The following is a 25,683-nucleotide window of genomic DNA, read 5'->3' as shown; positions in this document are numbered from 1 at the left end:
AAAATTCGGGCGTGAAGTTTATAATAGAAAGTATGATTAAGATTGAAACCGTATTAGATATTTTAAAGAAAGATGGCCTTTTTCGCGAGATTATTGACCAAGGACATTACCACTACAACTACAGTGAAGTTGTTTTTGATAGCATCAGTTATGACAGCCGAAAAGTAAAAGAAGGCACTCTTTTTTTTGCAAAAGGTGCTGCCTTTAAAAAAGAATACCTCCTATCCGCTATAAGTCAGGGCTTAGCTTGGTATGTCGCAGAAAAGGACTACGAAGTCGGTATCCCCGTCATCATTGTGAACGATATCAAGAAAGCCATGAGTTTGATTGCGATGGAATTCTATGGTAATCCACAAGAGAAACTCAAAATTCTCGCTTTCACAGGGACAAAAGGAAAGACGACAGCAGCGTACTTTGCTTACCACATCCTATCTCAACGCTACCCAACAGCTCTCTTGTCAACTATGAACACAACTCTGGATGGCGAGACCTTCTTTAAATCTTCCTTCTCAACGCCTGAAAATATCGATCTTTTCGACATGATGGCTCAGGCTGTTAAGAATGGAAGAACCCATCTTGTAATGGAAGTCTCTAGCCAAGCCTATCTTGTTCATCGAGTCTATGGTCTGACCTTTGATGTAGGTGTCTTTCTTAACATCACTCCTGACCATATCGGTCCGATTGAGCATCCTAGCTTTGAAGACTACTTCTATCACAAACGTCTCTTGATGAAAAATAGCCGAGCAGTTGTCATTAATAGCGACATGGACCACTTTTCTGTATTGAAAGAACAAGTGGAAGATCAAGACCATGACTTCTATGGTAGCCAGTCAAGTAACCAAATCGAGAACTCCAAAGCCTTTAGCTTTTCAGCTACAGGTAAACTCGCTGGTGATTATGATATCCAACTCATCGGCCACTTTAACCAAGAAAATGCCGTTGCTGCAGGACTTGCCTGTCTCCGTCTAGGCGCTAGTCTGGAGGACATCAAAAAAGGAATCGCTGCAACCCGCGTTCCTGGACGTATGGAAGTTCTCACTCAGAAAAATGGAGCCAAGGTCTTCATCGACTATGCCCACAATGGTGACAGTCTGAAAAAACTGATTTCTGTTGTTGAAACCCATCAAACTGGAAAGATTGCCCTGGTTCTCGGTTCGACTGGAAACAAGGGTGAAAGTCGTCGCAAAGACTTTGGCCTCCTCCTCAATCAGCATCCTGAGATTCAAGTCTTTCTAACTGCGGATGACCCCAACTATGAAGATCCAATGGCCATTGCAGAGGAAATCAGCAGCTATATCAGTCATCCTGTTGAAAAGATTGCCGATCGTGAACAAGCCATCAAGGCGGCCATGGCCATCACAGATCAAGAACTCGATGCCGTGATTATTGCAGGCAAGGGAGCTGATTGTTACCAAATCGTCCAAGGAAAGAAAGAAGACTATCCTGGAGACGCAGCTATCGCAGAACGTTATCTATAAAAAAATCAAGGGAATGTTTCCCTTGATTTTTTTAGTCTTCTTTCTTAAATGAATTTTTAAGACCTTCAACGGCACCTTCTACAGCACCTTTAGCATCTTCAACAACTTCTTTTGCTTTGGCAACTGTTTTTTCTACAGCACCTTCTGCTTCTGTCTTGCTATCACCAGTAACTTTACCAAATCCTTCTTTGATAGCACCAGTTGCTTGATCCAATTTATTTTCAAGTGACATAGTTCTGTCTCCTTTGCTTTTAATACGATAAACGTTATCGCTTACATTTAGTTTATGCTTATTCTTTAGTAAAGTCAAACAATCTGCTCAAAATGAAGCAATTAAGGTAAATAGAAAGTCAATCGTTCCTTGTCGAAATCAACAGCCAACTCATACTTCCCTTCTTCGTTTTGCACAACATAGCCCAAGACGACTAGACTCTCAACGAAGATATCACGACGTTTCTGTATCAGTTGGTCTTTTTTGAGGAACTTGAGCAAAAACGTCGTCATATACTTGAGGGCATACTCAGGGTTAACATCTCCTAAAATATCATAGAGTTTCTGCTGTTTTTCTGTCAAAGGATATTGGTGCTTGACCTTGTAGAAATAGTTGGATAGGGTCATCTTTTCTCTTGCAAAGTCCGTACGTTCGACTAAAATGGCAGCATTGGTTTGATTGCGCAATTCTGTCTCAAAAGTCTTCTCCAACAAGGCTTGATAGACTGGACTATCCTCTCTGATAAAAATTTCTTGGTCAAGGGCCAAACTGTCTATTGATTCTAGAAAAGGGAGATTGAGGTAATAGCGTTTGTTTTCCCTTAGGATCAAACCGGCCTTAATATACTCTTCCATGAGCTTATCAACTGCTACATCTGGAAACTGGGCCTTGATTTCTCGTAGAATCACATCGTTATGCTGGTTCAGATAGTCCACCAAATCTATAAAAAAAGGCTGTCGAGTCAAACGGGAGGGATTAAAAATCTGAATCATGAAGATTCCTTTCTTTACATTCTAATAGAGGGGATGCTGCTAGTTGACTAGGATTGGTCCCTGGTTGATTCAGGGGCACAGGAAGTTCGAGTTTCCTGTAATATTCTCTCCAAAAATCACTAATCTCCTGCTCCCCATCACCAAATTTCATCGGTATGCTCTCAAAAATCGGTAGGATTTCAGCGATGTACTGGGAGCAGTAAAAGCCAGACCCATCTGGATAAAACGAGCTATTATAAGGAGCACCTAGATGCTGACAAGCCTTCTCCTTCACCAAGTCAGCTTCCAGCTCTGGATAGACATAAAGGTCGTAAAGATGAGTCGGTTCAAAAAAATCAGCTGGTTCTTGACAGATAACACCAACTTCACCAGTTGCATGATAAACAAAACCGTCCAAAAAGATAGCTACATGACTATAGTTCCCAGTAGAAGCCTGGATGGCCTGCCCCATATCTGAAAGGTCCTTCACAAAAATCAAGTCACCATTTTCTAACATCTTTCTCTCCTAGAAAAAAAGGAGCCGAAACCCCTTTAACTATATCGAAAACATCGTTTTCTATTTTGAAATAACACCCAAAATCTTAAGCATTAAAGCTTTCAGTCAACTGAGGCACCACTTGTTTCTTACGTGAAACAGCACCTGGAAGGAAAGCGTGATTGTTTTCAAGTTTGAAGTTGAAGGCTGCTTCCACCTTGTCCATGTTTGATCCAAGAGCAAGGATTTCTGAGTTTGAGTTGACGATGTCTGTAATCATCAAGACAAAGTCTGAGTAGCCGTTTGCTGCATTAGCTGCTTGCATTGCTGCTTCGATTTCAGCTTGACGTTCCAAGACTTCAGCAATATCAACTGTATTGACTTGGGCAACACGAACCTTATTTCCGTTGAGTTCAAAAGTCTTAGCATCGATATCAATCAATTCTTCAGCAGATTTGCTAGCCAAGTTAGTACCAGCCTTGAGCATAGCAAGACCGTACTCTTCCAAGTTGACGCCTGCTAATTCTGCCAATTCTGGAGCAATGACTTTATCAGATGGGTGAGTTGTTGGAGATTTCAAAAGAAGGGTATCTGAAATCAAACCTGAAAGCATCAAACCTGCGATTTCTTTAGGAACTGCCACACCATGTTCTTTGAACATGCGGTAAACGATAGATGAAGCTGATCCAACTGGTTCCAAGCGCATGTAGAGTGGGCTTGCAGTTTCAAAATTAGCCACACGGTGGTGGTCCACAACTCCGTAAACTTCTACTTCTGCGATATCTGATACAGATTGTTGGAATTCATTGTGGTCAGTCAAGATGACTTGCTCTGCACCTTCTGCTTTAGCAGATGTGATGACGCGTGGTGCTTCTACACCAAAATAGTTCAATACGAAAGCTGTTTCTTCATTTGGAGTTCCAAGAGCCACCGCTTCTGTATCCAAACCGTATGCTTCTTTTGCAAGATAAGCAAAAGCTACAGATGAACCAATAGCATCTGAGTCTGGATTTTGGTGACCAAATACTAGAATCTTAGACATGATAATACCTCGTTTCTTTATTCTCTTTATTGTAGCATTTTTTTCGCTTTTTGACAAAAGTAAGAGGAGTCAAAGGACTCCTCATTACAAGTCAAAAGAATCGACTAAATTTCTATTTTGATTCTCTTTGAAATAATTTTCTTTTTGCATACGTGTCTTGCGCTTGAAAAGAGCTTCGGCAGACATGGCATCTTCCTTACTGGCAAAACCCTCTACATAGATGAGTTTGACTGGCAAGCGAGCTCGGGTATACTTGGCTCCCTTACCACTATTATGAACGGCAAGGCGCCTCTTCACATCCGTTGTATAGCCCGTATAGTAAGACTCGTCGCGGCACTCCACCACATACATATAGGCTTTATGATCCATAGTAAATCTCTTGAATTTCTGGTGTATAGGAACCATCATCATTGTGAACAATGAGTGGTGGTAAGACCTTAAAGCCACTGGTCGAGCCATCCTTGATAGCTTCGATTAAGAGCATATTGGCCTCCTTCTCTCGTTTAGGATAGACAAATTGCAGGCGCTTAGGTGCCAAATTGTGGCGTTGAAGCATGTCCAAGATATCCAAGAGCCGATCAGGACGATGGACCATGGCCAAACGACCATTAGACTTGAGAATACTCTGAGCACTTCGGCAGATTTCTTCTAGGTTAGTCGTAATTTCGTGTCTGGCCAGAAGGTAGTGCTCACTCTCGTTCAGATTAGAATGCGGATCCACCTTAAAATAAGGCGGATTGCACAAAATCATATCCACCTTACTTCCCTGAATGTGGGCAGGCATATTTTTCAAATCATCACAGATGACCTGCATCTGCTCTTCCAAGCCATTCAACTGAACCGAACGCTCTGCCATATCCGCCAAGCGCTCCTGAATCTCTACAGATATTATCCGCGCCTGAGTACGTGAACTAGCAAAAAGTCCCACTGCACCATTTCCAGCACAAAAGTCCACAATTAAACCCCGTTTAGGGAAGCGAGGAAAGCGCGATAAAAGAACACTATCCACCGAATAGCTAAACACCTCTCTATTTTGAATGATCTTGATATCTGTCGAAAAGAGCTGATTGATTCGCTCTCCTGGTTTTAATAATTGTTCTTCTTTCATACTTTCATTATAACAGATTATGTTAATATTACAAATGATTTAAATAATCGTATTTATGGCTTCTTCTTTAAATGCTCTAGTGCCTCACGCGTCCAAACAGGCATCATTCGCCCAAGTGGTGCAAAACCGTGCTTGATCCGATCATTTGAAAAACGTCTCCGTCTTGGCAATTGATGTTTTTCCTCTTCCAGAGTACGGATAGAAAGACTAGCCTTCCCAGTGTATTCGTCAAAATCCACCACCTGAACTTGGACTTCATCACCAATTTTTAAAATGTCATAGATATTTTCAATAAATCCCGTCCGAATCTCCGAGATGTGAATCAGCCCTGTCACCCCTGTCTCTAACTCGACAAAGGCACCATAGGGCTGAATTCCTGTAATACGCCCAGTTAGCTTATCACCAATTTTCATTCTAGTCCTCAATTTCAATCGTTTCAATTACTACATCTTCAACTGGTTTGTCCATTGCGCCAGTCTCAACAGCTGCAATGGCATCCAAGATCGCAAATGATTCAGCATCTACCAACTGCCCGAAAACAGTATGGCGGCGGTCAAGGTGAGGAGTTCCACCTTGTTCTGCATAGATCTCAGCGATTGGTTCAGGCCAGCCACCACGCGCAATCTCTTTCTTAGAGTACGGCAAATGTTGGTTTTGTACGATAAAGAACTGGCTACCATTGGTATTTGGACCCGCATTGGCCATAGAAAGGGCACCACGGATATTGTAGAGTTCTTCTGAAAATTCATCTTCAAAAGAGTCACCATAGATTGACTCGCCACCCATACCAGTACCAGTTGGGTCTCCACCTTGGATCATAAAGTCCTTGATAATACGATGGAAAATGACACCATCATAGTAACCATCTTTAGACAGAGCAACAAAGTTGGCCACTGTTTTAGGAGCATGTTCAGGGAAGAGCTTGATACGCAAGTCTCCGTGATTTGTTTTAATGGTCGCTAGCGGACCTTCTACTGTTTCAATGTCTACTTGTGGGAAATGCAATTCTTTTTCTACCATACCAAATCTTTCTAAGGCATCAAAAATGCCATCTTCTTCTACTGTTTTTGTAATATAATCTGCTTTTTCTTTGATTTTTTCATGGGAAACTCCCATGGCAATACTGATTCCAGCATAATCAAAGAGTTCCAAGTCATTGAGCCCATCCCCAAAGACCATAACATTCTCTGGTTTCAAGCCTAGATGTTCTACAACCTTGGCTACACCAGTTGCTTTGGATCCTGAAATCGGCACGATATCAGATGAATGTTCATGCCAACGCACCATGCGAAGTTTAGCAGAGAGACTATCTGGTAACCGCAAGTCATCCCCTTTATCCTCAAAGGTCCACATCTGGTAAATATCTGCTTTTTCATGAAAATCTGGATCCACATCCAAGTTCGGATAAATCGGGTCAATAGCCTCACTGATCAGTTCTGTTCGCGTGGAGAGTTTGGCGTCATGACTACCAACCAAGCCGTACTCAGTTCCCTCTCGCTTAGTCCAAGAGATATACTCATCAACATCTGACTTGTCAATCTGATGCTGATAAATGACCTGGCCTTTTTTATCTTCGATATAAGCCCCATTCAGAGTTACAAAAAAGTCTGGCTTGAGCTCACGAATCTCTGGAACGACACCGAAAATACCACGCCCAGAGGCAATTCCTGTTAAAATTCCTTTTTCACGTAACTGTTTAAAGACAGTGGGAATTGTAGCTGGAATAAAACCTTTCTTTGACGTACGCAAGGTATCATCAATATCAAAAAAGACGATTTTAATCTTCTTTGCCTTGTATTTTAATTTTGCATCCATCTCTCTACCTCTTTTTTATCACTCCTTCCATTATACCATAAAGCTGATGAAATTCCTTTTTTGAAAAAAGATGAAAATCCTATCAAAAAGAGAGCCAGAAAAACTAGCCCTCTCTTTTCATCCTAGAACATCTCTAGAGCAATCATGGTAATCATCGTTGCATCATAGTAGTTGTCCAAAGGTAAATCTTGTGTGAAAATGTATTTATTTTGTTGAAGAAGTTTCAGATAACCTTCTCCCTTATCAGACGCATAGGTAATCGGTGCCAAGAAACTACCTGCCTGGTATTGATTGAGGGCCGTTCCGTTCAAGTCATAACCAGCATAAATGCGTTGCTCTTTCATAAAGAAATCCATCATCTTTTGAACGAGTTTTTGGCTTCTTTCATCCTGACTCTGTGACAAGTGATAAGGCAAACGGCAAGCGTTATAAGAGTACGCCCCATCGTATTGAGATTCGATAGTATTGGCATCAACAAGACGTGCCCCAGACTTCTCAGCCCAGATAAAGTCTGGCAAGAGACCCGTATCAGAATGAGAACTGATTTGCTCTAGTTGGCCAAGCATCTTATCCTTAACATCTAACCACTGTTTATTTCCAGTCAGGTCATAGAAAGATTGGAAATAGTGAGGAAGAGTATCAGACGTCCGCATCAAGTAATAATAATCGGAATCCTTGTTTGCCCAGTTCCCTACTGTTAGGACACCTGTCTCTTCATTATAATTGTATCGAAGAATATCTTCTAAGATTTTTTTAGCTTGCGCTTGGTATTCCTGTGCTTTATCAGGCCACTGCTTGGCAGCTTCAATCAAAGAATAAGCGATGTAGAGATCCCCATCAGTTGCGTTCTGCTTCTCAACCGTTTCACTACCATTTGTGATCACTTGCTTCCAAGACATCAACTGCGTTCCCTCGATACGATGATTTTGGTAATAGCGATAAAGGCTTTCATAATCTGCTTGTGTTGCTTGCCCTTTTTGGGCTGCTAAAACCGTTATGAGCATGCCGTAACTCTGGGCTTCTGATAAGACTGTTGTTTCCTCAGAATCATTCGTCGTACGAACATAAGACTGATCGCCTTTTGTAACAAGGAACTGTTGGCTCCATTGGCTGTAAATTCGATTACGCATCTCGATTTTAGTCCTTCCTCTCACTAAAAACAAGGCTAAACAAAAGATAGAAAGGATGAGCACAAACCAGACATATTTTAATTTATTCGTTTTCATAGAACCTCCTATCCTGCAAATCGTTTAGTTTTAACCCACTTGGTTTCTTTTCGTCGGAGTACTTTATCCAGCACGATTGAAGAAATGGAATCAACGGATACAACGATAAACATCTGTGCATAAGAGAAATAGGCTGCCAAGGCCAACCAGATTTGTTTAGTCGTCGCTTGTCCAAACTGACTTGCTAATGCTGTCATAATTTGCATCAGATAAAGACCAATCATGAGAATCCAGTTGAAGAGCATGAGCTGGGCGATGTAGATATTATCCGCATCAAAAGCAAATGGAACTCTGACATCTGGGAAGAAAAGATTAAGGCAGATTGCTAGCACATTCGCTAGGAAAATCAAATCCGATAGGACAATGGCAAAGTTAAACCAAAAGAAAACACAAGAATAGTTAAAGACTTCTAGTTTAACGCGCCAGTTTGCTCTGCCAAATAAATGCTTAAAGTTCGAGAGAACAACTTCATAATTTCCTTTCGCCCAACGTTTACGCTGCATATAGTAACTCTTTAAGGTCTCAGGTTCTTGTTGGAAAGCCTCTGAATTATAGGCAAGGGCAATTAATTTACCACTCTGCATGATTTTGAAGGAAATATCGGTATCCTCGGTTAAGGCACCATTTTTCCAACCACCGATGCTCTTTACAAAGTCGGTTTGAATGATAAAGTTGGTTCCTGGGATACGCCCAATTTTAAAGAGATGCCACATCCCAACGTGGTGCACGCGCTGAGTAACAACGATCTCTTGGTTGATACAACGAGTCAAGAAATTTTGATTGGCATTTCGAGTCTTGTTGCGGCCGAAAGATGCCACATGACGTTCTGGATCCTTCATCACTTCTTTCACAAGGAAATAAAGAGCATTTTTTTCAGGCATGGCATCTGCATCATAGACACAGATATATTCGCCTGTTGCCATCTCCAAAGCATCGTTTAGAACGCCCGCTTTTCCTCCCGTACCAGTACGGTCTATAATGGTTAGATTTCTTTCAGCATATTCTGGCATGGCTTGTACAGACAAGCATTCAGCATAAGTGTTATCCGAACAGTTATCCGCAAATAAGAGCAATTCCACACGATCGTGAGGATAATTCATATCCAAGATAGCTTTTGCCGTTTGGGCAATAACCACATCCTCATTATGAGCAGGAACAACAATGGTAACCTTAGGATAATAAGGTAGTGGCGAAGTGTCTACACGAAAATCACTGTGTTTAAACCAAAAGTGTACTGCCGAAAAGAGAATTACCAAGCCCCATGCTAGAGAAATCCAAATTGTAAGCAAGGTAAAAATCATTAACATTTGACTAATCATGATTCACCGCCTTAAAATTTTTGTTTACTCGATGGTAAAGAATATTGTATGCAATAAATAGTATGATAAAACAAATGCCAAAGGCGAGACTGAGTCCCAAAGCAATACCAAAAAATAGTTCGGTTAAAGTCATGTTTCCCTCCTAATATTCTACAATTACATCTGTCTCTAATTGACGTTTGAGATGACTGGCAATATCTGCGTAGTCTTGGTATTTATCTTTATTATCAGAGTTAATCACCAAATAGCCTGTTTGGAACTGAATTCCTTGATTGCCATCTTCTCCATGAAAAACTAAACTGCTCAGTTTCTCCTGCAAACCATTCAAATAAAGTTCCTTCAAAGAATGTTGGTTAGTACTCGATAGAACGAGAAAATTACCATCCGAAACATAATAAAGCTTATCATTGTAACTCAATTCCTGAGCAATCACCTCTTGAATGCGACTGAGCATCTGGTTATGTTCTTTCGGTTTAATCTGGAAGAACAAATCTTCATGTGACCAATGAATCAATAAGGACTGTACCATCACATCACTTTGTTCAGTGACCATCGCTTGGTAATCTACTCGAGCTTCGTCTTCCTGTTCTTGTACCTTTGAGGCCACCTTGAAGAAATAATAACGAACCTTAAGTAGAATCCCAATCAAAAGTGGAAAACTGATCAATAAGAAGACCAGTTGCATGATTGGGATATAAACCACACCCGCAACCAAAACGATAAGTCCAAAACCAAATGCTAAGATAAGGGTCCAAGTAAGTAAAAGGTCAGATAATACCAACACGGCAAACAAGGCTAAAGCTAAAAACAAGATTTGTTCTAAAATGATTGCTCGAGCATACAAAAAACAAAGCACCAAAAGAATGACCTCACAGGCAAGCAAAGCCATAAGCCAGTTTTTAAATTGACTCCAATTTTTCATTTTATCTTATTTCCCCCTTTGAATTCAGATACAGAAGTCGCTGCCCCAAAGTACTGTTGAATGGATTGTACGATTCGTTCAGAAGCTCTTCCATCTCCATAAGGATTTGGTGCCTGAGACATTTGTCTATAAAGAGTTTCATCTGTTAAGAGTGCTGCCATTGCTTCTTTCACACGTACTGGATCCGTACCAACTAGCTTCAACGTACCTGCTCTTACTCCTTCTGGACGTTCCGTCGTGTCACGAAGGACAAGGACAGGTTTGCCGAGAGAAGGTGCCTCTTCCTGAACACCTCCAGAGTCAGTCATGATAAAATAGCTTCTTGAAGCCAAATTATGAAAATCAAGTACATCTAAAGGCTCAATCAAGTGAATACGATCGTGACCAGCTAAGATATCGTTTGCTGCTTCTTGCACAGCAGGGCTAAGGTGAACAGGATAAACAACTTCAATTTCCTGATGAAGATCGACCATCTCACGTAAAGCTGTAAAGACATTTCTCATTGGTTGACCTTGATTCTCACGACGGTGCATGGTTACCAATACAAGTTTCTTATCTGGATCCAATTGATCTAAAACTTCATGATAGTAATCCGATTGAACGGTTAGTTTCAAGGCATCAATGGCTGTATTTCCCGTAATGACAATAGCAGACTCAGGATGATTTTCCTTAAGAAGATTTTCTTTACTCTCACTAGTTGGAGCAAAATAAAGATCCGCAAGGTTATCTGTCATCTGACGATTCATTTCTTCTGGGAAAGGAGAATACTTATCAAAAGTCCTTAAACCAGCTTCAACGTGGCCGATTCGTACCTGATTATAGAAAGCAACTAAACTTGCTGCAAAAGTTGTCGTTGTGTCTCCGTGAACAAGAATCATATCTGGAAGTTCTTGCTTAACAACTGGATCAAACTTTTCTAAAATTTTTCCAGTAATATCTAAGAGGGATTGATTTTTCCCCATAATATCCAGGTCATAATGTGGCTCGATGCTAAAAGTTTCAAGAACTTGATCAAGCATTTGACGGTGCTGAGCTGTCACAACTGTGATCGTCTCAATGCTGTCACTATGTTTTTGCAATTCTAACACTAAAGGGGCCATTTTAATAGCTTCTGGTCGTGTTCCAAAAACAACCATCACTTTCAGTTTCTTCATTATGCTATCCTTCTACTATAATAAAATTTGACACATCAGATTAATCTTTATATCGAATTATTGCGCAAATCAATTAATTTGATTATCTTAATTATTTTACCGTCAATTAATTTATATGTCAAATTTTTTCCAAATTATATTATTGCATTTAATTTAATTTTAACAATTTGTAACCTTTTTGTAACAATATTATTTACAACCTTTAAAAAGCCTTATTTTAGGAAATTTTAAGACTTTTCAAAAGAATCCGTATTTAAAAAAACTAAACCTTATATGTTTTTTTCGATATTTATTTTTATCTTTATATTTCAAACAATTATATTTTACCACTCTGAGGAATAAATCAAACAATTTCAAACAAAAAAGTCCCTTTTTCGAATGAAAAAGGAACTGTGATTGTTTACTATATTTAAAATTTAAACCTTATAAAATCTGTCTTAAAACAAATTTTTCGACAGATACAAGACCAATTCTCCGATATCTTCACAAACTGCATTCATGGCCGGTTGATGGTTCTGATACCAAACACCCGTCCCATCTGGAATATAGCCTCGTTTGATGTACAATCTCTGGGCAGGTCCATACCCTGAATGGAGCCCCACACCAAGGGTCACCTTATCCGATATGAGCCTAACTCGTTTTTCTGCTTCTTCCAGCAAGAGATTTCCAATACCTTGATTTTGAAAAGGTTCAAAGACATTGAAATCTGAGAGTTCTGGATAGATTTCTGCAAAAGGCCCCTGCTTAGCGCAGGGCAAAATTGTGATATAACCCGCTAAAGCACCCTCAACCTCTGCAACTAAAACTTCTCTCTCCCCACATTCTTGTTCAAGAAAATATCTAGCCAAAATTTCTTCTCTACCCGGCCAACCTTGGCTGATAAATCCTCGAGATAGATCTTTAATGTCAGATTCTTGCATTTTTCTAATTGAACATATCGTCTTCATAAGTTGCTCCTTTATAGCTTTCTCCTACCATTATAGCACGATAATAAAGATTAAAAGAAAAAACCTAGTAAGACAAAAGAATCTTACTAGGTCAACAGGGAATCCTTTCTAACAAAGTCCTATAAAAATCTGAAAAAGAGGTTCACCCAAACCGAACTCGCTCTCTCATTTCAAGGCTCGTGACAAAAAGACCCACCCAGGTCTTAATTCGCTTTCTTGTTTTCATGCTCATGAAAAAGAGGTCCACCCGGACCCCTTTTTTTAATCTTCGTTTACGAAAGGCATCAAAGCCATTACGCGAGCGCGTTTGATAGCTGTTGTTACTTTACGTTGGTTTTTAGCTGAAGTTCCTGTTACACGACGAGGAAGGATTTTCCCACGTTCTGAAACGAAACGGCTAAGAAGCTCAGTATCTTTGTAATCAACATATTCAATTTTGTTTGCTGCGATGTAATCAACTTTTTTACGGCGTTTGAATCCGCCACGACGTTGTTGAGCCATGTTTTTTCTCCTTTATAGTATTAATTGTCCATTAAAATGGTAAATCATCATCTGAAATGTCCAATGGATTGGTTGCTCCAAATGGATTTTCAGAACGTGAAAAGTCTGGTACTGGGTTTGCAGGTGCTGATTGACCAGCAGTTGGTGCAGAATAAGCTCCACCTGAATGTCCTTCACGCACTCCGCGGCTTTCCAACATTTGGAAATTCTCAGCCACGACTTCTGTTACGTAGACACGTTGTCCTTGCTGGTTATCGTAACTACGAGTCTGGATACGGCCTGTGATCCCGATAAGAGAGCCTTTTTTAGCCCAGTTGGCAAGATTTTCAGCCTGTTGGCGCCACATAACGACATTGATGAAATCAGCCTCACGTTCGCCATTTTGACTCTTAAATGTACGGTTTACTGCAAGAGTAAAAGTCGCAACTGCTACATTTGATGGGGTATAACGCAACTCAGCGTCACGTGTCATACGCCCTACAAGTACAACATTGTTAATCATAATTTACCTTCTTACGCGTCAAGTTTGACGATCATGTGACGAAGAATGTCAGCGTTGATTTTTGAAAGACGGTCAAACTCTTTAAGAGCTGCGTCGTCGTTTGCTTCAACGTTAACGATGTGGTAAAGTCCTTCACGGAAATCTTGGATTTCGTATGCAAGACGACGTTTTTCCCATGATTTTGATTCAACAACAGTTGCACCGTTGTCAGTCAAGATAGAGTCAAAACGTGCTACCAAAGCGTTTTTCGCTTCTTCTTCAATGTTTGGACGAATGATATAAAGAATTTCGTATTTAGCCATTGATATGTTCCTCCTTTTGGTCTAATGACCCCTAGTCTTTGCAAGGGGTAAGTGAGGTTTTCTCACAATAAACTATTATACTAGAAAAACTGATAGATAGCAAGATAAAAGTGAAAAAAGAAGATGAAAATATCTTCTTTTTACTAGTTTATGGTTTGATACGGTGCAACATACGTGGGAATGGAATGGCTTCACGGATATGTTTGGTTCCAGCTGCGAAGGTTACCATACGTTCGATACCGATACCAAATCCTCCGTGTGGAACTGTGCCGTATTTACGAAGGTCAAGGTAAAATTCATATTCTGTACGATCCATGCCCAGTTCTTCCATTTTAGCTACAAGAGCATCGTAGTCTTCCTCACGCATAGATCCACCGATGATTTCTCCGTAACCTTCTGGTGCCAGCAAGTCTGCACAAAGCACGCGCTCTGGATTTCCAGGAACTGGTTTCATGTAGAAGGCCTTGATAGCTGCTGGGTAGTTCATGACAAATGTTGGCACACCAAAGTGGTTTGAAATCCATGTTTCGTGTGGTGAACCAAAGTCATCGCCATGCTCAAGATGCTCGTAGTCAGCATCTTCATCATTTTCATGCTCTTGCAAAAGGTCAATGGCTTGATCGTAAGTGATGCGTTTGAACGGCTCTGCAATGTAGCGTTTCAAGAGATCTGTATCACGTTCCAAGGTTTCCAAGGCTTGAGGCGCACGATCAAGAACACCTTGAAGAAGGGCTTTAACATAAGCTTCTTGCAAGTCAAGTGACTCATCGTGTGTCAAGTAGGAGTACTCCGCATCCATCATCCAGAACTCAGTCAAGTGACGGCGCGTTTTTGATTTTTCAGCACGGAATACTGGACCAAAGTCAAATACACGACCAAGAGCCATAGCCCCTGCTTCTAGGTAAAGCTGACCAGATTGACTCAAGTAGGCTGGCGTTCCGAAGTAGTCTGTTTCAAAGAGTTCTGTTGAATCTTCAGCCGCGTTTCCTGAAAGAATTGGGCTATCAAATTTCATGAAGCCGTTCTTGTCGAAAAACTCATAAGTTGCATAGATGATAGCGTTACGGATTTGCATAACCGCTACTTGCTTACGAGAGCGGAGCCACAAGTGACGGTTGTCCATCAAGAAGTCTGTTCCGTGTTCTTTTGGTGTGATTGGGTAGTCTTGAGATTCACCAATCACTTCGATGTCTGTAATATCGAGCTCATAGCCAAACTTAGAACGTTCGTCTTCTTTGACAATCCCTGTCACATAAACAGACGTTTCTTGGCTCAAGCGTTTGATGACATCAAACTTCTCAAGTCCCACTTCCTCACCGAACTTTTCAATAAAGTTTGGTTTAAATGCTACACCTTGGAAAAAGGCTGTCCCATCACGCAATTGCAAGAAGGCAATTTTCCCTTTTCCAGATTTGTTGGCAACCCAAGCTCCGATGGTCACTTCTTGACCAACGTAGTCTTTTACATCGATAATTGTTACACGTTTTGTCATAATCTATCTTCCTTTTTTCGTTTAACTTGTCCGAAGACATCATTACCCACTATTTTACCATAAATAGACTGCGATAGCTAGGTTCTACTAGAGAAAAATCGCGAGATTTTCGTTACAAAAAATCTTCGCTAAAAAGGCGAAGATTCTAAGTTTTATTTTTCCATAAACCGATGCAAACGGTGAATAGCTTCTTTTAATGTATCCATGTCTGTGGCATAGCTGAGACGAACATTTTCTGGTGCTCCAAATCCAGCTCCTGTAATCAAGGCAAGGCCGACTTCTTCGAGAATAGCTGTTGTAAACTCTGTCACATCAGTATAACCCTTCATTTCCATCGCTTTTTTGACATTTGGGAAGAGATAGAAGGCTCCTTGGGGCTTGACAACTTCAAATCCTGGCACTTGGCACAAGAGTGGATAAATGGTATTCAAACGTTCTTCAAAGGCTTGGCACATGGTTTCAACAGAGTCTTGTGGTCCAGTTAGGGCTTCAATGGTAGCATATTGAGACACTGCTGTCAGATTTGAAGTCGTTTGTCCTGTTAGTTTGCTCATAGCAGCGATAATTTCAGGATTTCCCACCGCATAACCTACCCGCCAACCAGTCATGGCATAGGCCTTAGATACACCGTTAATCACGATGGTTTGCTTGCGAATGTCTTCTGACAGACTAGAGATTGGAACAAATTCGTTCCCGTTATAAACCAAACGGCCATAAATATCATCTGCTAGGATAAGGACATCATGCGCAACAGCCCAATTTCCGATAGCCAAGAGTTCCTCACGAGAGTATATCATACCAGTCGGATTCGATGGTGAATTGAGAACCAAGACCTTGGTCTTATCTGTTCGTGCTGCTTCTAGCTGCTCTACTGTTACTTTAAAGTGATTGTCTTCCTTTGCCTGGACAAAGACAGGCACTCCTTCTGCCATTTTGACCTGGTCTCCATAGCTGACCCAGTATGGTGTAGGGATAATGACTTCATCACCTGGATTGACCACAGCCATAAAGAAGGTGTAGAGAGAGAACTTAGCACCAGTGGCAAAGGTAACCTCGTTGGCTGCAACAGAATACCCATAATAGCGTTCAAAATAGGTATTAACCGCCGCTTTTAACTCTGGTAGGCCTGAAGCAACTGTATAAAAGGAAGCTCGTCCATCTCGAATCGCTTCTACCGCTGCATCCTGAATGTTTTCAGGAGTATGAAAATCAGGCTGTCCCAAGGTTAAGAAAAGAACGTCTTTTCCCTGAGCTTTTAATGCTTTGGCTCTTGCATCACTAGCTAGAGTGACGCTTTCTTCCATTTCTAGTACACGTTTGGATAGTTTCATATGCCCTCCTTATTGGATCACTGCTCCTGTTTCAAAGTCAACCAGATAGTACTGGTTTCCTGACTTAACTTCCCAAATCGGCTTGTCCTGATAACGACCAAAGGTGATCTTGTCAATGTCGCTAGCTCCTTTTTCCCTCGAAATCGTCGCTGCCTTGTCTTGAGAAATCCCTTTATCAAGCTGATAAACATAAATCTTGTGGTCATTCTTTTCAATCAGTACGGCAATGGCCTCTTGCTTTTTATTATGTCCTAAAACGCTGTAATAACCTTCTAGTCCATTATAAAAATCAACCTGATCTGCCTTTTCCAATTCTGCATACTGCTTGGCTAGTTTTTCTCCCTCAACTCTAGCATCTTGATAGGGTTTCATGCTGAGTGATATCAGATAAAGGAAGGAAGTGGTCATGACTAGTACTACCAGAGCAATGCCGATTCCATACTGTAAAAGTAGCTTGTTTTTTGCTTTTTTCTGTCTTAGTTTCACTCGTCTATTTTACCATCTCTCCTTCTTTATTACAAGTGAAGACAGGAACATTCTAAGATTCTTTTCCTATAAAATGTAAGTTCTTGTTTTTCTCTCTCATTATTGATAAAATAACCTTATGAAACAATATTCGAAAGAGAAAATTTCCGATAATCAACTAGACTTAAAAACAGCTATCATCCTCAACAAAGCCCTACGAACCTTTAAACCATATGAAGCCAAGGCTGCTAAAGAACACGGGCTAACACCCACCCAATTTTCAGTTTTGGAAACCCTCTATAGCAAGGGGGAACTACGCATTCAGGATTTGATCGAAAAAATGCTAGCCACTTCTGGAAACATGACTGTTGTCATTCGAAATATGGTTCGAGATGGATGGATTTCTAGAAATTGTGACCCGAAAGATCGTCGATCCTTTTTCCTGAAATTAACACCTGCAGGACGCAAAAAAATCGAGGAGGTTCTTCCTGACCATATCGATTCTATAGTAGAAGCACTCAGCATCTTGGAAGATGGCGAAAAGGAAGACTTAATCCACATTTTAAAAAAATTTAAAAATTTGTGAGCAAAATTATTGCTAATTAGTATTATTTGTTGTAACATAGATGGTAACAAAAGAGTTCGCTCTTTGAATTTTAAACTAAAGGAGACACATCATGTCTAAAAAAGTATTATTTATCGTCGGTTCACTACGCCAAGGTTCTTTCAACCACCAAATGGCCCTCGAAGCTGAAAAAGCACTTGCTGGAAAAGCGGAAGTTAGCTATCTTGATTACTCAGCTGTTCCTCTCTTCAGCCAAGATTTGGAAGTTCCAACTCATCCAGCTGTAGCTGCTGCTCGTGAAGCAGTCCTTGCTGCGGATGCTATCTGGATCTTCTCTCCAGTCTACAACTTCTCTATCCCTGGAACCGTGAAAAACTTACTTGACTGGCTCTCTCGTGCCCTTGACTTGTCTGATACACGTGGCGTTTCTGCCCTCCAAGACAAGTTTGTTACTGTTTCATCTGTAGCCAATGCCGGTCACGAACAACTCTTTGCGATTTATAAAGACCTCTTGCCATTTATCCGTACACAAGTCGTTGGTGACTTTACTGCCGCTCGTGTCAATGACTCTGCTTGGGCAGACGGAAAATTGGTGTTAGAAGAAGCAACTGCTTCATCACTTGAAAAACAAGCTGACGACCTTCTTGCAGCCATCAACTAATCTAGCAAAAACCAGCTCGAATGAGCTGGTTTTATGCTTGTTTCACAAAGACGAGTTCTAAATCACTTGATAAATCAGGTCGGTAGTCAAAGTCTGCAAAACTGAGCTTGCGAGCTTGTTCGACTGTTTGGACTTGCCCCTCTATCAAGGCGGTCAAAAAGGCACCACGGGCTTTTTTTGAAATGGTTGAGTGAATTTTCAACTGACCACCCTTGTCCTCCATAAATTTGAAGGTCACCATCTTTTCTCTGATTTCCTTAGAAAATACGGTTTCAAACTCTGATGACAAGAGAGAAAATATCAAGTCCTTATCCTGTAGTGCCTCATCGTAGGCTGACTTCCAATGAGTCTTTAGGGTTTTACCAGCTACTTTTAACTTCATCAGAAAGTCCAAACGGTGAGGAGCCATGGGCGATAGGGCTGGAACTACGCCATACAAAGCTGATGTAATTAAAACATGATCTTCAAGATAGGTTTGTTCAGCCTCGGTTAACCCATCTCGTTTAATATGACGATACATGAGACCATCAAAAAGTTTCAAGGCTGGATAATGTTTAGCGCTCTGATCTTTTAGTGCTTGAATATGAGCGTACTCTTCTTCTGCTTTCTCGGCAGATACCTTATAAAAAGTCTCTAATTCACTAGCTGAGTAGTGCGCCAGTGAGTCAAGGACTGCCTGACTTTCTTCACTCAAGGGGAGCGCTTCGGTACGGGGATGGTCTGTGTTCATTTCTTTTGCTGTTGGGATTAAAATTTTCATATTGTTAGTGTAGCATATTTTTCAACCACGACCAAGAATTTCATCTTAAAAACCTCGGTTCATACCGAGGTTTGTCTGTTTATTTTGGCCATCCTAACCAGATAGCCACGAGAACAAGGGCTGTGCCAGCTAAGCTTGTTAAGATAGATAAGAATTTATCTTTTTTCTCCTTGAACTGAGAAAACCTATTTTTATACTCAATGAAAATCAAAGAGCAAACTAGGAAGCTAGCCGCAGGCTGTACTTGAGTACGGCAAGGCGACGCTGACGTAGTTTGAAGAGATTTTCGAAGAGTATTATTGTACTTTAAAGGTCTTGAGATAGTTATCTTTTCCAACTTGACCTTCGAAAGATTGGCCATTTTCAAGGTAAGGAAGGTCGTCTGACACTGAAGCCTTGACCTTATAAATCTTACCATCAACTTTGAAGAAGTAGACGGTATCCCCCTTGATGACAGCTGATTTAAGGTCTGAAATCACTCCCTTGATACTTTCTACCGTTTCATTATCCAGGTCGAGGTCATTTTTATTGGCATACTTGCTGAGGAGTTCATCTACCGTAGTTGCTACGATGACATTTTGATACTCCACGGCATCGACCAATGCATACTCCTTGACCAAGCCTGCGTTATCTTTCAAGCCCATGATATAAAGAGGCTTGTCATTGAGATTGACAAGAATAGGGAAGGTAGCCTTGTAGGCCTTCTCTTGCACTGCTCCCTCTGCAGAAGCACGGGCTGATTCTTCGGTTGCTGATGCTAGATTGTACTTGGTGATTTCACCAGTGCGCATATTTTCAAGGATAAATCCTAGATTACTTTCGTCAGCGTTGGCTGAAGTCACCCCAGTGTAGAGATAAATGTCATTTCCGATAGAAAGATAGTTATAGCCTTCTGTCGTTTGGGTAACGTTTTTCTTAGAAATCAAGGCATTCCAGAAGCCGTCTTTATACTTACCGTTGTAGTTGATTTGTTCGATGGTTTCTTCTGCTGGATAGACACGATCCACCCATTCTGGGACTTCATCCAAGCTATATTCCTTGGTTTCTCCATTAGTAGCGTCCAAGATGATAACGGATGAAGGGCGAGGTACTCCTAGACCAAACTGTTTTTGATAAACGGTTGCTACATAGAAAGGATTGCCTTCATCATCCACCTCAAAGGATGGGGTTTTAAAAATCTTGGTTGGATACTTGATTCGAAGATGACGTTTGACGTCACGGTTAAAATACTCAGAGTCCGAATACTTCATCGGTGTTTTTAAATCCACCAATTCCGCATTTCCTGTCACCATATCAACCTTAATATACTCGCCAATTCCCTTGGCTTGATTGTTGAACCATTTGATGGGATCAGCATACTCCAAAGGAGTCACCCTATAGGGCTTGCCATCAACCGTCAACTGGGTATAAGTATCTGCTGCTACGTACTGGGAGACCTTATCCGTCAGAGAGCCTAGATAACGGTCTCCAATCTTTTCGGCGGTACTCCGATCTAGGATTGGAACCTTGCTGGTATCACTCTTGGGAAAATCTTTAAAATCTTTTTCTGTGATAGATACCACATTAGCATAATTTTTTGCTTGGAAAAAGCTAGAGGTTACTAAGCCAACCAGACCAGCAAGGGCAAAGATAAGTCCTGCGGCCAGCAACAATCCTTTACTGAGTTTGGTAAAATGAAGTCCTTCTAGATTAAGCTCGTTGGCATGCTTGCCATGACGTACATGAACATTTTTGAGGAGATTGGTATCCTTGCGGAAACTAAACAAAATCCCCATCACCACCAGATGCCCACAGAGAAAGAAGATGAATTCCCAACTAGTCAGATTGAATGGTGGTAAAAAGATATACCAAGTCGTTGCGATAAAAACAAGTTCAAATAGTATGCGTTTCATCTGAGTTCCTCCTAAATTATCCGTCCTTCCAAATGATCCAGTTCATGTTGGCAGATCTGAGCTGGAAAACCTGTCAGTGTAATGGTCTGTTCCTGCCACTTGCTATCGCGATAGGAAACCGTAATCGTTTCATAACGAATCGTCGTTCGAACCCCAGTCAAAGACAAACAACCTTCCTCTGTCTCGTAAGGCCCTTTGTAGGAAAGGAGAATAGGGTTAAACATGACCATGGGAACTAGGCCAAGATTAAAGATAATCACACGCTTCTGCACACCAATCATATTGGCCGCCAGACCGACACAGGTCTCGCGATTAGCCAGCAAGGTATCCTGCAAATCCTTAGCCAGATAAAGGTCTTCCTGACTTGCAGGTTTCGAGACCTGAGACAAGAATAAGATATCTCGGACAATTTTCTTTTCCATTCTCTTTCACTCCTTACAACTTTACTTTATTATAGCACAAAAGGGGGCAACTTCTAGTCCTTTCCCTCAAATGCAAAAAAAGCCATCCGAAGATGACTTTCTTATTAAATCGCGTTCTTATCAAGACCAAGTTTACGTTGAACAAACTTAACGATTTCGACGATAAGTATCATTGAGAAGCTTCCAGCAAGAACAATGGCCCATTGTGACAAGTCTAGTTTGGTTACGTGGAAGATTCCTTCAAGCGGTTCTACGACAATTGTTGCCATCAGAAGAATGAAGGATACCAAGATAGACCAGTTAAAGGTCTTAGACTTGAATGGGCCAACTGTCAAGATGGATTGGTAAACAGACTTGACATTGTAGGCATGGAAGAGCTGGATCAAACCGAGTGTTGCAAAGGCCATAGTAAGGGCATCCGCATGAATGGCATGATTGTCACCCACATGAACTGGGTAAGCAATTGCAAGTCCATAAACACTCATAACAATAGCTGCTTGGAGTACACCTTGATAGATGATAGAACTCAAAACACCACCTGAGAAGAAGCTTGCCTTTCGTCCACGTGGTTTATGATTCATGACACCAGGCTCAGCAGGTTCAACACCAAGAGCGATAGCTGGGAAGGTATCTGTTACCAAGTTGATCCACAAAAGATGAACTGGCTGCAAGACGTCCCAACCAAACAAGGTTGATAAGAAGATAGTTAATACTTCAGCAGTATTGGCAGAAAGTAAGTACTGAATAGTCTTTTGAATGTTTGAGAAGACCTTACGTCCTTCTTCAACTGCGACGATAATAGTCGCAAAGTTATCATCTGCAAGAATCATGTCAGAAGCTCCCTTAGAAACCTCTGTACCAGTGATTCCCATACCGATACCGATATCGGCTGTTTTCAGAGCTGGCGCATCATTAACACCGTCACCTGTCATAGCAACAACCTTACCTTGTTTTTGCCAAGCCTTGACGATACGAACCTTGTGTTCTGGAGACACACGGGCATAAACAGAGTATTGACCAACTACTTTTTCAAAGTCTTCATCTGACAGTTCGTTGAGCTCAGCACCAGTTAAAACGTGACCTTCTGTATCATTTGCATCAATAATTCCCAAACGTTTGGCAATAGCTTCTGCAGTATCTTGATGGTCACCCGTAATCATGATTGGACGGATTCCAGCTTCCTTAGCCACACGAACAGCTTCTGCAGCTTCGGCACGTTCAGGGTCAATCATTCCAATCAATCCAGTAAAGATCAAGTTGTTTTCAAGCTCTTCAGAAGTCAAGTTTTCTGGAATACTATCGATAATCTTATACGCACCCGCAAGGACACGCAAGGCTTGGTGAGCCATTTCAGAGTTGTTTGTGTGAATTATGTCATTGACTTGATTATCAATCGGAGCGACATCTCCAGCTTTATCCCGAGCAACACAACGTTTCAAGAGTTGGTCAGGGGCTCCCTTGACTGCTACGAGGAATTTACCATCTGGTAATGGATGAACCGTTGACATGAGTTTACGATCTGAGTCAAACGGCAATTCAGCTACACGAGGATATTTCTCTAAGAACCCTTTAACATCGTAACCCTTGTCCAAGGCATACTGGATGAAGGCTGTTTCCGTTGGATCCCCGATCAGGTTTCCTTCTGCATCAATCTTAGTATCGTTAGCCAAGACAACTGAACGAAGAAGAGGCATTTCAAGACCTAGTTCAATGTCATCAGCTGAATCATGTAGTACTGCATCATAGAAGACTTTTTCGACGGTCATCTTGTTCATGGTAAGCGTACCAGTCTTATCAGAAGCGATGATTTCAGTTGAACCAAGTGTTTCTACTGCTGGCAACTTACGAACGATAGAGTTTCGTTTTGCCAAAACTTGGGTACCAAGGGCAAGAACGATAGTCACGATAGCAGGAAGTCCTTCTGGGATGGCTGCAACAGCAAGCGCAACAGAGGTCATCAACTCACCAAGTGGATTTTTACCTTGAATGAAGACTCCAACTACAAAAGTAACAAGGGCAATAACCAAAATTGCATAGGTCAAGACCTTAGAAAGGTTGTTCAAGTTTTGTTTGAGTGGTGTATCCGTCTCATCCGCATCTTGGAGCATGCCAGCGATATGACCAACTTCCGTGTACATACCTGTATTGACAACAACACCAAGACCACGACCATAAGTCACGTTTGAGTTTTGGAAGGCCATATTGACACGGTCACCAATACCAGCATCTGCAGAGAGCTCGACAGTCAAGTCTTTTTCGACTGGAACAGACTCACCTGTTAGGGCTGCTTCTTCGATTTTGAGAGAGTTAGCTTCTAGCAAACGTAGGTCTGCTGGTACGACGTCACCTGCTTCAAGGGCAACGATATCACCTGGTACCAATTCTTTTGAGTCAATCTCAGCCATATGCCCATCACGGATAACACGTGCAGCTGGACTAGACATAGACTTGAGGGCTTCGATGGCTTCTTCTGCTTTTCCTTCTTGGTAAACACCAAAAGCTGCGTTAATGATAACAACGGCTAGAATAATGATGGCATCTGCAATATCTTCCCCACCAGAAGTTATGACGGACAAGATGGCTGCAGCCACCAAAATAATAATCATCAAATCCTTAAACTGTTCGATGAATTTAACCAAGAGAGATTTTTTCTCACCCTCTTCGAGTTCATTGCGCCCATATTCAGCTAGGCGTTTCTGCGCTTCGCTTGACGAAAGGCCTTGCTCAGTTGCTTCAACCGACTTCAAGACTTCTTCGGGACTTTGAGTATAAAACGCTTGGCGTTTTTGTTCTTTTGACATATGTCTCCTCCTTGACTTTGTGTGCAAAACAAGCTCTCTTTTGGTTTTATGACAAACAAAAAGAGACATGTTAATCATAACAAGTCTCGCTGTTTAAGATAGCGCCGGAAAGAATACTTTACAGTATACAATTCGGAATGACGACACTATCACAGGTTTCTGCCAGCTACTCCCTTGAGTAGTACTATTATATCAAAATTTGAATAATTTTCAAGGGTTTAAATCTGATGAAACAAGACTAAATTTGAATTTTCCCATGAAAACCAGTATAATGAAAACAGAATCTCAGCACTAGAAAGGAAGTCCGATGAACCAATCCATGTCAAATCTCAAGTTGGCGGAACGTGGTGCCATTATCAGCATTTCGACCTACCTCCTCTTGTCTACGGCAAAATTAGCGACTGGCCACCTCCTACATTCTTCCAGTTTGGTAGCGGATGGTTTCAACAACGTATCAGATATTATCGGAAATGTTGCTCTTCTGATCGGTATTCGTATGGCACGCCAGCCTGCAGACCGTGACCATCGTTTCGGTCACTGGAAGATTGAAGATTTGGCTAGTTTGATTACTTCCATCATCATGTTCTACGTTGGCTTTGATGTTCTTAGGGACACCATTCAAAAAATTCTCAGTCGGGAACAGACGGTTATTGACCCTCTAGGTGCAACTCTCGGAGTCGTCTCTGCGGCAGTCATGTTCGCAGTTTATCTCTATAATACTCGCCTCAGTAAGAAATCTAAGTCCAAGGCGCTTAAGGCTGCCGCCAAGGACAATCTTTCCGATGCTGTCACCTCGCTTGGGACTTCCATTGCCATCCTAGCCAGCAGTTTTAATTATCCAATCGTGGATAAACTGGTCGCTATCATCATCACTTTCTTTATCTTAAAGACAGCCTATGATATCTTTATCGAGTCTTCCTTCAGTCTTTCAGATGGTTTTGATGACCGTCTGCTAGAGGACTACCAAAAGGCCATCATGGAGATTCCAAAGATTAGTAAGGTCAAGTCCCAAAGAGGGCGGACCTACGGTAGCAATATCTACCTTGATATCACCCTGGAAATGAATCCTGACCTATCAGTCTATGAAAGTCATGAGATTGCGGACCAGGTCGAATCCATGCTGGAAGAGCGTTTTGGAGTCTTTGATACCGATGTCCATATCGAGCCAGCTCCCATACCTGAGGACGAGATTTTAGACAATGTCTATAAAAAACTGCTCATGCGTGAGCAATTGATTGACCAAGGAAATCAGCTAGAAGAACTCCTTGCTGAGGACTTTCTCTATATCCGTCAAGATGGAGAGCAGATGAATAAAGAGGCTTATAAGGCTGAAAAAGAACTTAGTGCTACGATTAAGAACATTCAGATTACCTCCATTAGTCAGAAAACCAAGCTCATTTGCTATGAGCTAGATGGCATCGTCCATACCAGTATCTGGCGTCGCCATGAGACTTGGCAAAACATTTTCCACCAAGAAACTAAAAAAGAAGACAAACAATGACCTTATCCAATGGATAGG

At 41.4% G+C, this 25,683-nt stretch carries 29 protein-coding genes; 4 read left to right on the top strand and 25 right to left on the bottom strand.

Annotation, left to right across the window (positions count from 1 at the left end; genetic code table 11):
- Positions 1-32 precede the first annotated feature (32 nt).
- Positions 33-1,478: a UDP-N-acetylmuramoyl-L-alanyl-D-glutamate--L-lysine ligase gene (locus tag MK395_RS09950; protein WP_268711784.1), complete on the top strand. Its 1,446-nt coding sequence runs from the start codon at positions 33-35 to the stop codon at positions 1,476-1,478.
- Between the two features lie 31 nt (positions 1,479-1,509).
- On the opposite strand, the gene MK395_RS09945 is transcribed toward MK395_RS09950, so the two are convergent.
- The 20 genes from MK395_RS09945 to MK395_RS09850 all read right to left on the bottom strand — a co-directional run bounded on the left by MK395_RS09945 (position 1,510) and on the right by MK395_RS09850 (position 17,084).
- Positions 1,510-1,710: a CsbD family protein gene (locus MK395_RS09945; protein WP_000051178.1), complete on the bottom strand. Its 201-nt coding sequence runs from the start codon at positions 1,708-1,710 to the stop codon at positions 1,510-1,512.
- Positions 1,711-1,811: 101 nt separating this feature from the next.
- Positions 1,812-2,462, bottom strand: coding sequence for a DUF1803 domain-containing protein (locus tag MK395_RS09940; protein ID WP_268711783.1), 651 nt, complete (start codon positions 2,460-2,462; stop codon positions 1,812-1,814).
- Positions 2,446-2,958: a YiiX/YebB-like N1pC/P60 family cysteine hydrolase gene (locus tag MK395_RS09935; protein ID WP_251463691.1), complete on the bottom strand. Its 513-nt coding sequence runs from the start codon at positions 2,956-2,958 to the stop codon at positions 2,446-2,448. Before MK395_RS09935 ends, MK395_RS09940 begins: the two co-directional genes overlap by 17 nt.
- A gap of 85 nt (positions 2,959-3,043) precedes the next feature.
- Positions 3,044-3,979, bottom strand: coding sequence for a manganese-dependent inorganic pyrophosphatase (locus MK395_RS09930; protein ID WP_000036035.1), 936 nt, complete (start codon positions 3,977-3,979; stop codon positions 3,044-3,046).
- 84 nt (positions 3,980-4,063) lie between these two features.
- Entirely contained in the window at positions 4,064-4,348 is a 285-nt protein-coding gene (locus MK395_RS09925) for a GIY-YIG nuclease family protein (RefSeq protein ID WP_125413052.1), read from the bottom strand.
- Positions 4,338-5,087 (bottom strand): tRNA1(Val) (adenine(37)-N6)-methyltransferase, encoded by a 750-nt coding sequence (locus MK395_RS09920; RefSeq protein ID WP_125413051.1) that lies wholly within the window; start codon positions 5,085-5,087, stop codon positions 4,338-4,340. Before MK395_RS09920 ends, MK395_RS09925 begins: the two co-directional genes overlap by 11 nt.
- Positions 5,088-5,140: 53 nt before the next feature.
- Entirely contained in the window at positions 5,141-5,500 is a 360-nt protein-coding gene (locus MK395_RS09915) for a S1 RNA-binding domain-containing protein (RefSeq protein ID WP_000689619.1), read from the bottom strand.
- Between the two features lies 1 nt (position 5,501).
- Complete coding sequence (locus tag MK395_RS09910; protein WP_251463689.1) at positions 5,502-6,902, bottom strand: bifunctional Cof-type HAD-IIB family hydrolase/peptidylprolyl isomerase; 1,401 nt, start codon at positions 6,900-6,902, stop codon at positions 5,502-5,504.
- Between the two features lie 122 nt (positions 6,903-7,024).
- Positions 7,025-8,128, bottom strand: a complete 1,104-nt coding sequence (locus MK395_RS09905) for a glycosyl hydrolase family 8 (RefSeq protein WP_084880248.1) — start codon at positions 8,126-8,128, stop codon at positions 7,025-7,027.
- Between the two features lie 8 nt (positions 8,129-8,136).
- Positions 8,137-9,447: a glycosyltransferase family 2 protein gene (locus MK395_RS09900; RefSeq protein ID WP_000625489.1), complete on the bottom strand. Its 1,311-nt coding sequence runs from the start codon at positions 9,445-9,447 to the stop codon at positions 8,137-8,139.
- Positions 9,440-9,580, bottom strand: a complete 141-nt coding sequence (locus MK395_RS09895; RefSeq protein ID WP_000176307.1) for a hypothetical protein — start codon at positions 9,578-9,580, stop codon at positions 9,440-9,442. The genes MK395_RS09900 and MK395_RS09895 overlap by 8 nt, the downstream gene beginning before the upstream one ends.
- 9 nt (positions 9,581-9,589) lie before the next feature.
- A complete protein-coding gene (locus MK395_RS09890) occupies positions 9,590-10,369 on the bottom strand; it encodes a hypothetical protein (RefSeq protein WP_268711782.1) in 780 nt (259 codons plus the stop codon).
- Positions 10,366-11,523, bottom strand: a complete 1,158-nt coding sequence (wecB, locus tag MK395_RS09885; RefSeq protein ID WP_268711781.1) for a non-hydrolyzing UDP-N-acetylglucosamine 2-epimerase — start codon at positions 11,521-11,523, stop codon at positions 10,366-10,368. The genes MK395_RS09890 and wecB overlap by 4 nt, the downstream gene beginning before the upstream one ends.
- A gap of 437 nt (positions 11,524-11,960) precedes the next feature.
- Positions 11,961-12,470 carry a GNAT family N-acetyltransferase gene (locus tag MK395_RS09880; RefSeq protein ID WP_061852524.1) on the bottom strand — a complete coding sequence of 170 codons (510 nt, stop codon included), beginning with the start codon at positions 12,468-12,470 and terminating at the stop codon, positions 11,961-11,963.
- Positions 12,471-12,731: 261 nt separating this feature from the next.
- Positions 12,732-12,971 (bottom strand): 30S ribosomal protein S18, encoded by a 240-nt coding sequence (gene rpsR, locus MK395_RS09875; RefSeq protein ID WP_000068664.1) that lies wholly within the window; start codon positions 12,969-12,971, stop codon positions 12,732-12,734.
- A 31-nt stretch (positions 12,972-13,002) separates the two neighbouring features.
- Positions 13,003-13,473, bottom strand: coding sequence for a single-stranded DNA-binding protein SsbA (ssbA, locus tag MK395_RS09870; protein WP_000609595.1), 471 nt, complete (start codon positions 13,471-13,473; stop codon positions 13,003-13,005).
- An 11-nt stretch (positions 13,474-13,484) separates the two neighbouring features.
- Positions 13,485-13,775: a 30S ribosomal protein S6 gene (gene rpsF / locus MK395_RS09865; RefSeq protein WP_001151782.1), complete on the bottom strand. Its 291-nt coding sequence runs from the start codon at positions 13,773-13,775 to the stop codon at positions 13,485-13,487.
- Positions 13,776-13,923: 148 nt separating this feature from the next.
- On the bottom strand, positions 13,924-15,267 hold the full coding sequence (gene asnS / locus MK395_RS09860; protein ID WP_412079856.1) for an asparagine--tRNA ligase: 1,344 nt from the start codon (positions 15,265-15,267) through the stop codon (positions 13,924-13,926).
- Positions 15,268-15,419: 152 nt separating this feature from the next.
- The gene (locus MK395_RS09855; RefSeq protein ID WP_217970895.1) at positions 15,420-16,598 is read right to left on the bottom strand and encodes a pyridoxal phosphate-dependent aminotransferase; all 1,179 of its coding nucleotides are present in this window, start codon (positions 16,596-16,598) and stop codon (positions 15,420-15,422) included.
- A 9-nt stretch (positions 16,599-16,607) separates the two neighbouring features.
- Entirely contained in the window at positions 16,608-17,084 is a 477-nt protein-coding gene (locus tag MK395_RS09850) for a cell wall elongation regulator TseB-like domain-containing protein (RefSeq protein WP_070800033.1), read from the bottom strand.
- A gap of 118 nt (positions 17,085-17,202) precedes the next feature.
- Here MK395_RS09850 and MK395_RS09845 point away from each other — a divergent pair, with 118 nt between their 5' ends.
- Both MK395_RS09845 and MK395_RS09840 read left to right on the top strand, forming a co-directional pair.
- Positions 17,203-17,649 (top strand): MarR family winged helix-turn-helix transcriptional regulator, encoded by a 447-nt coding sequence (locus tag MK395_RS09845; RefSeq protein ID WP_268711780.1) that lies wholly within the window; start codon positions 17,203-17,205, stop codon positions 17,647-17,649.
- Between the two features lie 91 nt (positions 17,650-17,740).
- Positions 17,741-18,289, top strand: a complete 549-nt coding sequence (locus tag MK395_RS09840; RefSeq protein WP_217970896.1) for an NAD(P)H-dependent oxidoreductase — start codon at positions 17,741-17,743, stop codon at positions 18,287-18,289.
- 31 nt (positions 18,290-18,320) lie between these two features.
- Here the strand turns inward: MK395_RS09840 and yaaA are convergent, their stop codons facing one another.
- The 5 genes from yaaA to MK395_RS09815 all read right to left on the bottom strand — a co-directional run bounded on the left by yaaA (position 18,321) and on the right by MK395_RS09815 (position 24,164).
- A complete protein-coding gene (yaaA, locus tag MK395_RS09835) occupies positions 18,321-19,049 on the bottom strand; it encodes a peroxide stress protein YaaA (RefSeq protein WP_217970898.1) in 729 nt (242 codons plus the stop codon).
- Between the two features lie 79 nt (positions 19,050-19,128).
- The gene (locus MK395_RS09830; RefSeq protein ID WP_002874755.1) at positions 19,129-19,260 is read right to left on the bottom strand and encodes a DUF3953 domain-containing protein; all 132 of its coding nucleotides are present in this window, start codon (positions 19,258-19,260) and stop codon (positions 19,129-19,131) included.
- Positions 19,261-19,345: 85 nt separating this feature from the next.
- A complete protein-coding gene (locus tag MK395_RS09825; protein WP_217970899.1) occupies positions 19,346-20,941 on the bottom strand; it encodes a hypothetical protein in 1,596 nt (531 codons plus the stop codon).
- Between the two features lie 11 nt (positions 20,942-20,952).
- A complete protein-coding gene (locus MK395_RS09820) occupies positions 20,953-21,363 on the bottom strand; it encodes a peptide deformylase (protein ID WP_000412241.1) in 411 nt (136 codons plus the stop codon).
- Between the two features lie 104 nt (positions 21,364-21,467).
- Positions 21,468-24,164, bottom strand: coding sequence for a cation-translocating P-type ATPase (locus MK395_RS09815; protein WP_000032428.1), 2,697 nt, complete (start codon positions 24,162-24,164; stop codon positions 21,468-21,470).
- 307 nt (positions 24,165-24,471) lie between these two features.
- On the opposite strand from MK395_RS09815, the gene MK395_RS09810 reads away from it, so the two are divergent.
- A complete protein-coding gene (locus MK395_RS09810) occupies positions 24,472-25,665 on the top strand; it encodes a cation diffusion facilitator family transporter (protein ID WP_268711779.1) in 1,194 nt (397 codons plus the stop codon).
- Positions 25,666-25,683: the final 18 nt, after the last annotated feature.

Source organism: Streptococcus oralis, assembly GCF_026782085.1.
In the GTDB taxonomy this organism is placed as follows: domain Bacteria; phylum Bacillota; class Bacilli; order Lactobacillales; family Streptococcaceae; genus Streptococcus; species Streptococcus oralis_DA.
This window is presented reverse-complemented; position numbering and strand designations above follow the sequence as displayed.